This window comes from Parabacteroides sp. PF5-6 (genome assembly GCF_029504695.1).
Lineage (GTDB): Bacteria > Bacteroidota > Bacteroidia > Bacteroidales > Tannerellaceae > QVMG01.
This window is the reverse complement of record NZ_JAQFIN010000004.1, coordinates 194,169-205,887: the sequence shown is the minus strand read 5'-3', so window position 1 is coordinate 205,887 and position 11,719 is coordinate 194,169. Positions and strand designations below refer to the sequence as shown.

Genomic DNA, 11,719 nt, shown 5'->3' with positions numbered 1-11,719 from the left:
GCTTATATGCTATCACTTACGGCTTTGAAGTAGCCTATCGACTCGGCAATACCCAGGAAAGGATCTTTCATGTCTTTTTCGTACTCCAGGCTGCACACACCGGTATAATTCACTTCACGCAGTGCGCTGATAAATGCCGGGAAGTCGATCTTTCCACGTCCGATCTCGATACCGACACCCGCTTTCGTGGAGTCGGTCACGTCCTTGATATGGATATCGAATACCCGGGAATGGTATTTCTTCATATCAGCCACCGGATCACAGCCGTTGCGCAGGTCGTGACCAATATCCAGACACATCCCCATGCGGGCATCCAGGTCTTTCGTATTCTCCCAGGCATCGGTAGCGTCGGGATAGAGCGGCATATCGGGACCGTGCAGGTGAATGGCATAATGGAAGTCGTAGGCTTTGACTTTCTCGTTGACATAGGGCAGAAGATCGTAGTTGGGCACACCGACGATCAGCTTCACCCCTACCCGCTTAGCATATTCGAAGGCATTGTCGACCTCCTCCTTACTGCGCATATAGATCGGGCCGACGGCATAACCGGTCACCCCGTATGAGGCACATTTATCATGGAAAGCCCGGATCTGTTCTGCCGAACTGTCGAAAGGCAGATGGAAGTCTTTGATACATAGATAATGTATATCCAGCCGTTGTAATGTTTTCAATGTCGTCTCCAGATCAAAGTTCACAAAGGTATAACCGGCCATCCCCAGTTGAAAGGGATTAACCGCCTTGGCCGCTTTTGGTTTGATCACATTAGAAGGCCAGGCATTAATCGCCGGAGCGGTGCCGAATAGCAGAGCACCTGCCAATGTTTGTTTGACAAATGTACGTCTTGAGTGTTTCATCTCTTTCATATCTTTTCTATTGAGTTTAGTTTATATTGACCGGTTTGACCCGGGGCAGGCTCACATGGAAGACGGAGCCGACCTTCAGTATGGAGGTTGCCCAGATCTTTCCGCCCATCTTGGTGATCAATCCCTTGCAGATTGCCAAACCTAAGCCAACCCCTTTCTTGCCGTTCTCCAACTGTGTGAAGCGGTCGAAGATGCTCTCCAAACGGTTCTCGGGTATGCCTTCGCCGGTATCTTCGATGAAGAAATAGATTTCTTCCTCGGTCACTTCATAACCATAACGGATATGTCCTTTCTGTGTGTGTTTGATCGCGTTGGTCATGATATTGGTCAAGACCTGCATCAGGCGGTTCGGATCGGTTTCGAATACGAAAGGTTCGACCGGCTCCATGATCAGGTTGATTTCCGGCGGCACGCGCAGGTTGATCACATTATAGATCTCCCGCATCATCGCCGCCATATCACATTCTTTATAGATCAGCGACATGGAGTTCGATTCGATCTTGGAGATATCCAATACGTCGGCAATCAGGCGTTGCAATAACTCGTTATTGCTTTCAATGATATCGGCGAATTCCTTGCGGTTGTCACGGTCTTCTTCATCGACCAGTACTTGTGAGAAGCCGACGATCGCATTCAGCGGCGTACGGATTTCATGATTCATATTCGCCAGGAAAGCCGATTTGAGTTGGTCGGCTTCTTCCGCCTTTTCCTTGGCGATCTTCAGCTCGCGCCGGTTCTTCTGAATCGTATGGATCAGGAAGCCCATCACGCCAATAATGATCAATAGGCAAATCAGCCCTATACCCAGGCCCATCATGCGGTTGCGCACTTTACGTGCATCTTCCTGGATCAGGTCTTTCTCGGTCTGAAGCTTCTCTACTTCGTATTGTGTACGTACGCTGGCCAGTAGCTTGTGGAAATCGCTCTGACGGATCAGGTCTTTGAGTTCGATAATCTCATCGTAGAGTTCGACCGCCTCATCATTCCGTCCGGCAGCGCGGTAAACTTCCGCCCGGCGCAATAATACATCGTAGATATCCGTGATCGCATGCTGTGCCCGGGCATTCGCTTCGACCTGGTCGATATACGACAAAGCATTTGTATAGTCTTTCCGCTTCATGTAATAATTGAGATACACCAGTGGCAGTTCGGTCTGTGCCCGGTTGATGTGATGAGCCTTGACGATATCCTCGGCTTTCTCCAAATGGGCACGTGCCTCGTCGAAACGGGAGGCCAAGATCAGTTCATTGCCATAGCTGCGGTGCAGATCGTATTCTTCTTCGTAAAGCGGTTGTTGGGAGGCGTCCGCTCCCGATATCATATAGTCATTGAGTATATCCTCCGCTTCGCGCAGGAACTGCATACGGCGGGAATGGCTGGTGGATTTGGTATAGAGCTGGTTGAGGATCGAGAGTTGTTCATCGACGGGTGCTTTCCGGTTTTTCTTCCGCTCGAGGATCGAAAGGTAAAGGTCTTCGGCTTCAGACGGCATATCGTTCTCCATGTAGAAGTTGGCCATGGCCTGATCGGCCAGTTCGACACCCTTCTCATGTTGGATCTCCAGGCTCAACGCCCGCAGGTCTTCGATAGCCGAGAGGGCTTCAACGTTACGCAGGTTGCTGATCAACAGAGAGATGTATTCGAAATGCAACTGTTCCAAATCGTCGTAGCGTTCTTCCTCAAGGAATGCGGCTTCCCACTGTTTGATCTGATCGCGCAGGCTGTCGGCCGAGCTATCCGCCGGATCGACAGGCTGCTGAGTCCTCAACTGCGCAACCGCATCCACAGCCAATCGATGGCCCTGGACAGCACCCACAGGGAGCAGAAGAGACAACACGAGTAATAACCGAAAATATTTCATGACGACAAATGTATGAAAAAAAACACTTTAGAAGTTTTTATCCGCAAAATAATTCCCTTCGAACCGCAGTTACATACTTTGTTTTAGAAAGCTTAACAAAAGATCCGCCGAAAGCTGGTTGTTTGCGATACAGTGAAAAGGCTGTTTGCGACACAAAAAAAAGTCACAAAGACAAGTCCAAAGGAATAGCGACAAAAAAGGTTGATCCTTTGCCATAGACCGACTCCACCCAGATGCGTCCACCCATCTTCTCGACCAGTCCGCGGCTGATGGCCAGGCCCAGTCCGACACCCTTGCGGCTATTCTCCAACTGCGTGAAGCGATCGAAGATGCTGTCCAATTGATCGGCCTGTATGCCTTCGCCGGTATCTTCGACGTAGAACGTGATATTGGTCTCCGTCAGCCGGTAGCCGAAACGGATATGTCCTTGCGTAGTATGCTTGGTGGCATTGGTCAATAGGTTAGTAATGACCTGGACCAGGCGGTTCTTGTCGGTCTCCATCTGCAGCGGTGTACAGGGATCGAGTATCAACATCACCTGGTCGGGCATGCGCAACGAGATCATGGCGTATATCTCTTTCATCAGCGCGGCGATATCCTGCTGCGAATAGACCAGCGACATGGAGTTGGACTCGATCTTGGATATATCCAATACGTCGCCGATCAGGCGTTGCAATAGTTCGTTGTTTTGTTCGATAATGCCGGCGAAAGCCACCCGGCTATCCTTTTCTTCTTCCTCGGCCAGCACCTGGGAGAAGCCGACGATGGCATTCAACGGCGTACGGATCTCGTGGTTCATATTGGCCAGAAACGCCGACTTCATCTGATCGGCCTCTTCCGCTTTTTCTTTGGCGCGCTGGTAGGATTTCTTACTGCGCTGGGTGACGCGCACCAGATAGACCAGCCCAAACGTGATCAGCAACAGCAGGATACAGCCGGCAGTCAATAGTGCTGCCCGGCTACGGGTCTTCAGGTTGTCGATCTCGATCTGTTGTTTCTCCAGTTGCAGCTTCTCCACCTCGTATTTGGTGCGCATATCCGCCACCTTCTCTTGCAGGCTGGCCTGACCGATAGAGTCTTGCATCTGGATCACCTCTTTCTGCAACGCGATGGCTTCGCGCAGACGTCCCTGCTCCGTATAGATATCCGCCCGGCGGCTGCGGTAGATCTTGATATTGGTATAGATATTACGCAGTTGCATCACCTCCTCCAGTTGCGAGAGGATCTCCAACGCTTTGTCCCACTCCTTCAGGCTACAGTAATACTCAAAGTAGATCTGTTTCAGGCCAACGATTCGGTCTTCTTTCATATTATATTGCCTGATCAGCTCTTCCATGAGCTGCATGTGTTCGAACGCTTCGGCCGATTTGCCTTCTTCCAGAAACAATGAGGCATACGATCAATGCACCGAATATTCGTGTGCCACAATCAACTGGTCGGAATTCGGGTCTTTCTCGGTGCCGTTCTTATAGCGGTCGATCAACTCGATGGCCTGTTGCAGATACATCTTGCGCTTATCCACCTGTGGCAGATTATTAAACAACTGCACCAGGATACCGACTTGTCCGGCAATCTCCGCGCCTCTTTTCTCTTTACTGTGTAAGGCTTCCAGGTATAATTTCTCCGCCTCGACGGGCATATTGTTCATAAAATAGAAATAGGCCATGTTCTGATCGGCCAATTCCATGGCACCCACATTACCCAGCTCCATTGCCAACTCACGGTATTCCCTGACCGACTCTTCCACCCCGTCTTTCCTTCCTTGCCAGATAAGGGCATAATTGTACATACCGAACAGATCCAGATAGGCGGCATAGTCCTTATTCTTTTGAGCAAGGGGCTCAACCTGCTGTTTGAAAATCAACATACTGTCGGAGTTCTCCGGATAATAACTTCGCCCCAGCATCGCTAAGGCTTTGATCAGATGAGCATCGTCATGTTGCTTGCGGGCTTCTATTTCATACAAACGGATATATTGCCGATAATCCGGGCTCACGGACTGCTTGCGTGCCAGTTCGGCCAGGTAGTTCAGCCGTTCGGACGCAGGCATATCCTGCATAACGATCCGTACACTGTCTACCTGCACGGCATAGTTTGCCTCCTGTCCAAAGACGGAGGCACTGATCAAAAGAGACTGAATAAAACATAATCCGATCAAGAGATCTCTGTAATTCCTCATTTCTGTCTTTTACTTCTTTAGCGTTAGTTCTTTTTCTTTCGCCGGGAAAAAGCATAGCGGCGCAGCTATGCAGGGATCAGGCCCGCGGAATCGTGAAAAAGAAGGTAGTCCCCCTATTCAGTGTGGACTCTACATGGATATCGCCACCCATCAGCACGACCAGACCTTTAGCAATAGCCAATCCCAGGCCTGTTTTTCTCTTTCCTTGTGCCATCTGGGCAAAACGATCGAAAATGACAATCTGCAAATCTTCCGGTATGCCTATGCCCGTATCGGTCACATAGAACCGCACTTGCTCATTTTCTACAGTATAACCAAAATGAATGCTTCCTTGTTCGGTGAATTTGATCGCATTGCGCAATAAATTTAAAATAATTTGTGTCAAACGGTTTTTATCGACCCGCAGGCCCAGGGGAGAGCAGGGATCTAATACGAATTCGACCCGGTTGGAAACCCAGGGTTTCATATCATCATAGATATCGCCGAGGATCGTGGGGAGATCTTGCTCGGAGAGGAACAGCGTCATGGAGTTCGACTCGATCTTGGAGATATCCAATACGTCGGCAATCAGTTGCTGCAAGAGTTCATTGTTCTCTTCGACAATCTTGGCGTATTGCTGACGCGTATCCTGATCTTCTTCATCGATTAGAATATCGGAGAAGCCGACGATGGCGTTCAGCGGGTTCCGGATCTCGTTGTTGATATGGGAGAGGAAGGTGGTTTTCAGGTTATCGATCTCTTCGGCTTTCTCTTTGGCCGCTTTGATCTTTTTCTCTTTCCGGTTATTGACATAGACCATATACGCCAACACAAACAAAACGACCACCAGGATAAGGCCGCAGACATACATAAAGGAGAGCCTCAGGCGGTTTTGTTCGGCTTTGAGCTCGGCCTGTTGGCTTTCGATCTCTAACTTCTCTACTTCATGCTTGGTACGTAATTCGGCCAACACCCTGTGAAAATCATTATTATTGATCGAGTCTTGCAAGGCGATATGTTCCTGCAATGTATGGTAGGCTTCATGGGAGCGCCCCAGCTCATTGAGCAGGAAGCTTTTATTCTTCAGGGCATTGCTCAGGGAAGGCATGATATTGCGTTGACGCGAACGTTTTTCCGTTTTCTCAATGTATTCCAACGCCTTATCGTATTCGCCGGCATAACGATGACACATATAATATAAGTGGAGCAACTCGCTCTGTGCCCGGGAAATATTGTTTGCATCCGCAATTTGCTGTGCCATATGCAGATGGTTCCAGGCTTCCTGCAAATCATAAACGTTCACATATTCGCGGCAGTAATTCCGATGCAGAGTATATTCCAGGTCGATGATGGGTGATTCCGGATCGAGATAGGTCATGCCCTGTTCTTTGCAGGTTTTCAGCATATCTTCCGCCTTCTTCAGGTAAGCCAGACGGGAATCGACTTCCGGCATCCGGTTAAAGAGATGACGGACTACTGTATAGCGTTTGATTATAGGTGCATCGCGTTCCTCCATCCGCTTCAGGACATTCAGATACAGCTCTTCCCCTTCTTTGAACATGGTGTTCGAGAAATAGAAATTCGCCAACGCCATATCCGCCATTTCCAATCCTTCGGGGAAAGCCAGTTCACGACTCAGCGTTTTCAGGTTGTCAATAGCCCGCAAGACCTCTTCACCTTTGCCTTCCGAATCCATGGCGTAGATATCCCAGCCTTTCATGCGGCACAGTTCTTCATGGCGTCCGAGCTTACGGTAGAGAGGTTCTGCCTTTTTGATCCAGTAGCGCATACTGTCGTTGCTGTTGGCGTAGAAGTGTTTGGCCAGCATAAAGAGTGCGTCGGCTTCGGTCTGTTCGTTACGCTGACGGAGCGATTCTTCATACAACAGACGGGCGTAGATCAGGCGGTTGAAGTTGGAAACATTCTCATACATGTGTTGATCCAGGTAGGTCAGACGTTCCGCCGCAGGCATTCCTTTGATCAGTGTCCGGACACTATCTTCCAGCACTTTATTCTGGCTCATCAGATTGACAAACCCAATGATCAGACAGCATATGACTATGACCCCTTTTCGCATAAATGCAAAAGTAATGCGTTTTTTAGTTTTTCTCGTGCTTTGCAGGACGTATCTTCGGCAGTTGCACATAAAAGGTTGAACCAACCCCCAATTCGGAGGTGACCCATATCGTGCCGCCCATCTTCTGTACCAGCCCTTTACAGATCGCCAGTCCCAGTCCTACACCCTTCTTCCCGCTTGCCAGTTGCACAAAACGGTCGAAGATACTCTCCAACTGATCTTTACTTATTCCTTCACCCGTATCCCGCACGTAGAAGCGCACATGTGTATCCTGCACTTCATACCCCATATGGATTGTTCCCTGGGCGGTATGTTTCACCGCATTGGTCAACAGATTGGTCAAAACCTGCATCAGCCGGTTCCGGTCGGTTTCCAGCATGAGCGGTTCACAGGGTTCCAGAATCAACTGCACCCCGGGTTGCATCCGGAGCAGGATCACATTGTAGATTTCCTTCATCAATAGCGGTACATTCTGCATCGAATAGAGAAGCGACATCGAGTCGGACTCTAACTTCGAGATATCCAATACATCGGCGATCAGGCGCTGCAACAGTTCGTTATTGCTCTGGATAATACCTGCGAATTCCTTCCGCACCTCCTTATCCTGTTCGTCGATCAATACCTGGGAGAAACCGACAATAGCATTTAGCGGTGTCCGTATCTCGTGATTCATATTCGCCAGGAAAGCGGATTTGAGCTGATCGGCTTCTTCGGCTTTCTCTTTTGCTTTTTTCAGTTCGCGCCGGTTGCGCTGGATCACACGGATCATGTGAATCAAACCGACCATCACAATCAGCAACAGCATACAACCGATCACCACAAACATCATCTGTTGCCGGGTTTGCTGTTCCTGTTCTTCCATGCGCAGTTTATCCAGTTCAAGCTTTTCCACCTCGTGTTCCGTCCGGACCGTAGCCAGCGTCTCATGGAAATCACTTTTGTTGATCGAATCTTTCAGTGTTACCAGACGGACAGATAAGTCATAGGCTGCTTTCGGCTGCTCCATCAGATCGAGCAGTTTGGCTTTTTCCCGTAAGATGTCGTACAAGGGTTTAGCCATATTCCGCTCCTCCAGATAGGCGATCATCAGATCCGCATAAGCCAGAGCCAGACGGTAGTCGCCCTTAGTATTGTAATACTTAAAATACAATTCGTTCATCTCATTGACGGCGCGTACCATCTGGTATTGGGAAGCGATCGAGTCGGCTCTTTGTGCGTACACCCAGGCGCTGGTGAAGTTTTTTCTCTGTACATAAGCCATAGCGGTGATACGGCTTACGATGTATTCCATGGCGTAGATAGGCGTGATCGCATCCAGTTGGGAAAGTCCGTTCCGTTTGCATTCAGCCAGGTATTCTTCAGCCTGCCGGGTGTATTTCAAGCGTTTCTCCGGATCGGTTATCATCGCCATCAGCTGTCGAAGGATATTAAAGGTTTTCACCGGAGGGGCATTCCTCTTTTTCATCCTTTCCATCACATCGAGGTATAAGCGTTCGGCATCGTCCGGCATATTATTATGGAAATAAAAATCGGCCATCGCCTGATCGGCCATCTCCCGCCCTTCGGGAAAGCTGATCTCATCACTGAATAGCCGCAAGGCTTCAACCGCTTTCAACACATCCTCCGACTTCGCTTCCCGATTTAATAAATAGATATCCCAGGCTTTCATGCGACAGATATCTTCCAACCGTCCCAGGCGGATGAATAATGTAACTCCTTTCTCAACCCAATAACGCATGCTATCGCTATTGACGGGATAGAAATGACGGGCAAAGGAGTAGATCGCTTCCGCTTCCGCTTCTTCATTCTGCTGGCGCAGGGCTTCGTCGTACAGCAAACGGGCATACTCCACGCGGGAGTGGTTTTGGTCATTCTCTATTATCTTGTTTTTCAGGAAAGAGAGACGCGCGGAGTCGGGCATCAGACCGACTTCGTGGCGTAAACTATCCACCCACGTTCCCTGCGCGTTCAGGCAAACGGCAGCCAGCAGGCAAAAGGAATAGAGTATAACCCAACGTCTCATCAAGAACAAATATAGTAATTATTCATTTGCCAAAGCCAAAATGCTTTCTTTTATCGTTTTAATTTTACTTTCGGCATCCGCCTGTTTCTTACGTTCTCCTTCGATCACCTGAGCCGGGGCTTTATTAACAAAGCTTTCATTCGAGAGCTTTTTCAATACGGAATTCAGGAAGCCTTCCTGGTAAACCAGCTCTTCGCGCAGTTTAGTCAATTCTTCTTCGACATTCATCAACGCACCCAGGGGCACGGCAAACTCCGTCGTTCCCACGCGGAAGGAGACCGCACCGGAGGCTTTCTCTTCGACCGCCGTGATGGCTGTCAGGTTACACATCTTGACGATCACCGCATCCAGGCTGTTATCATGATCGCCCAACACTTGCAGTTCCAGGGGTTCTTTGTTCGGGATATTCTTTTGCAGACGCACCGTACGCACGCCACTCACCACTTCTTTCATCCGCTCAAAAGCATCGAGGTAAGCCGCATCGATCTCGCCCACTTCGGGCAACAGGGCAACCATAATGCTCTCCCCTTCGCGGCGCGGCTCGATAGCCTGCCAGAGCTCTTCGGTGATGAACGGCATAAACGGATGCAACAGGCGCAACAGGGCGTCGAAGAACGAGAGGGTCGCCCGGTAGGTCGCCGCGTCGATAGGTTGTTCGTATCCGGGTTTGATCATCTCCAGGTACCAGGAAGAGAACTCATCCCAGAACAGCTTATAGACGGTCATCAGGGCTTCGCTCAGGCGGTATTTATCGCAGAGGTCGTCCATCTCCGCAGTGGTCTTATCCAGCCGCATACGGAACCATTTCACGGCAGCCGCCGAGGCTTCGGGTTGCGCCAGGGAAGGATCGACCGTCCATCCCTTAACGAGGCGGAACGCATTCCAGATCTTGTTATTGAAGTTACGACCTTGCTCGCAGAGGGATTCGTCGAAAGGGATATCATTGCCGGCCGGAGCGGTCAGCATCAAGCCCATGCGAACGCCATCGGCGCCGAACGTATCGATCAGATCCAGCGGATCAGGCGAGTTACCCAATGACTTCGACATCTTACGTCCTTGCTTATCGCGTACCAGGCCGGTGAAATACACATTCCGGAACGGCATATTCTTCTCGTATTCATAGCCCGCCATGATCATACGAGCCACCCAGAAGAAGATAATATCCGGGCCGGTCACCAGGTCGGAAGTCGGGTAGTAGTAATTGATCTCTTCATTGCCCGGATGGTTGATGCCATCGAAAAGGGAGATCGGCCACAGCCAGGAAGAGAACCAGGTATCGAGGCAGTCTTCGTCCTGACGTAAGGTAAAGCCTCCCCCAACCCCTCCCAAGGAGGGGTGTTTGGCTAAAGCCAACTCTCGTGCTTTCTCTTCGGTTTCAGCGACCACGAAACCCCAGCTTCCCCCTTCGGGGGGACTGAGGGGGGCTTCTATGTAGTACGCCGGAATACGATGTCCCCACCACAATTGGCGGCTGATGCACCAGTCTTTGATGTTCTCCATCCAGTGGCGATAGGTATTCTTGAACTTGGGCGGATAGAATTTCAACTCGTCACTCATCACCACCTCCAAGGCCGGGCGAGCCATCTCCTCCATCTTGAGGAACCATTGCATGGAAAGCTTCGGCTCGATGGGCACATTCGTACGTTCCGAATAGCCGACCTTATTGTCGTAATCCTCGATCTTTTCCAGTAAGCCGGCCGCATCGAGATCCAATACGATCTGCTTGCGAACGGCAAAACGATCCATGCCGACATACAACTCACCGGCTTCGTTGATCGTTCCGTTATCGTTGAAGATATCGATCGATTGCAGGTTGTATTTCTCGCCCAGCATATAGTCGTTCACATCGTGTGCCGGAGTGACTTTCAGGCCACCGGTACCAAACTCCATATCCACATACTCATCGCGGATCACCGGAACGGAGCGATTCACCAAAGGCACGATCACCCGTTTGTCTTTCAGGTGGCTGTAGCGCGGATCGTTCGGATTGACACAGACAGCCGTATCGCCCAGGATCGTTTCCGGACGAGTGGTGGCGATGATAATCTGGCCATCCTCTCCTTCAACCTTATAGCGCAGATAATACAATTTGCTATGTTCTTCTTTGTAGATCACCTCTTCATCCGACACGGCCGTCAGCGCCTGCGGATCCCAGTTCACCATACGGATACCCCGGTAGATCAATCCTTTATTATAGAGGTCGGCAAAGACTTTGATCACGCTCTCCGAGCGGATCTCATCCATGGTAAACGCCGTACGGTCCCAGTCGCACGAAGCACCCAGGCGGCGAAGTTGTTTGAGGATAATCCCGCCATGTTCTTCTTTCCACTCCCAAGCATGTTCCAAGAACGCCTCACGCGTCAGATCGTTCTTTTGGATCCCTTCGGCGGCGAGTTTGGCCACGACCTTGGCTTCAGTAGCGATCGAGGCATGGTCGGTTCCCGGTACCCAGCAAGCGTTCTTTCCCTGCATCCGGGCACGGCGCACCAGGATGTCCTGGATCGTATTGTTCAGCATATGCCCCATGTGCAACACACCGGTGACGTTTGGCGGAGGGATAACGACTGTATACGGCTGACGATCATCCGGTTCCGAATGAAAAAATCCGTTCTCTAACCAATACTGGTACCATTTACCTTCCACCTCGGCGGGGTTGTACTTGCTTGCTATTTCCATAAATCTATTTGAATAACTTTGATAAACACATTATTAGAATGTGCAAAGGTAAAAAAGTTTC

At 50.1% G+C, this 11,719-nt stretch carries 7 protein-coding genes; all 7 read right to left on the bottom strand.

Translation table 11 applies throughout. From position 1 onward, the window contains the following. Window positions 1–2: 2 nt before the first annotated feature. Complete coding sequence (locus M2133_RS06745; protein WP_277465265.1) at window positions 3–854, bottom strand: sugar phosphate isomerase/epimerase; 852 nt, start codon at window positions 852–854, stop codon at window positions 3–5. Between the two features lie 25 nt (window positions 855–879). Next, window positions 880–2,724, bottom strand: coding sequence for a HAMP domain-containing sensor histidine kinase (locus tag M2133_RS06740; RefSeq protein WP_277465264.1), 1,845 nt, complete (start codon window positions 2,722–2,724; stop codon window positions 880–882). 163 nt (window positions 2,725–2,887) lie between these two features. Next, a complete protein-coding gene (locus M2133_RS06735; protein WP_277465263.1) occupies window positions 2,888–4,111 on the bottom strand; it encodes a HAMP domain-containing sensor histidine kinase in 1,224 nt (407 codons plus the stop codon). A 12-nt stretch (window positions 4,112–4,123) separates the two neighbouring features. Further along, complete coding sequence (locus tag M2133_RS06730; protein WP_277465262.1) at window positions 4,124–4,903, bottom strand: hypothetical protein; 780 nt, start codon at window positions 4,901–4,903, stop codon at window positions 4,124–4,126. A gap of 76 nt (window positions 4,904–4,979) precedes the next feature. After that, the gene (locus tag M2133_RS06725) at window positions 4,980–6,905 is read right to left on the bottom strand and encodes a HAMP domain-containing sensor histidine kinase (RefSeq protein WP_277465261.1); all 1,926 of its coding nucleotides are present in this window, start codon (window positions 6,903–6,905) and stop codon (window positions 4,980–4,982) included. 76 nt (window positions 6,906–6,981) lie between these two features. Beyond that, window positions 6,982–8,982 carry an ATP-binding protein gene (locus tag M2133_RS06720; RefSeq protein WP_277465260.1) on the bottom strand — a complete coding sequence of 667 codons (2,001 nt, stop codon included), beginning with the start codon at window positions 8,980–8,982 and terminating at the stop codon, window positions 6,982–6,984. Window positions 8,983–9,000: 18 nt separating this feature from the next. Beyond that, entirely contained in the window at window positions 9,001–11,658 is a 2,658-nt protein-coding gene (locus M2133_RS06715; RefSeq protein WP_277465259.1) for a valine--tRNA ligase, read from the bottom strand. Between the last annotated feature and the right edge of the window lie 61 nt (window positions 11,659–11,719).

Excerpts from the sequence above, each read along its gene's own strand:
- M2133_RS06745 (WP_277465265.1), bottom strand. The coding sequence starts at position 854 with ATGAAACACTCAAGACGTACATTTGTCAAACAAACATTGGCAGGTGCT.
- M2133_RS06740 (WP_277465264.1), bottom strand. The coding sequence starts at position 2,724 with ATGAAATATTTTCGGTTATTACTCGTGTTGTCTCTTCTGCTCCCTGTG.
- M2133_RS06730 (WP_277465262.1), bottom strand. The coding sequence starts at position 4,903 with ATGAGGAATTACAGAGATCTCTTGATCGGATTATGTTTTATTCAGTCT.
- M2133_RS06725 (WP_277465261.1), bottom strand. The coding sequence starts at position 6,905 with ATGAGCCAGAATAAAGTGCTGGAAGATAGTGTCCGGACACTGATCAAA.
- M2133_RS06720 (WP_277465260.1), bottom strand. The coding sequence starts at position 8,982 with ATGAGACGTTGGGTTATACTCTATTCCTTTTGCCTGCTGGCTGCCGTT.
- M2133_RS06715 (WP_277465259.1), bottom strand. The coding sequence starts at position 11,658 with ATGGAAATAGCAAGCAAGTACAACCCCGCCGAGGTGGAAGGTAAATGG.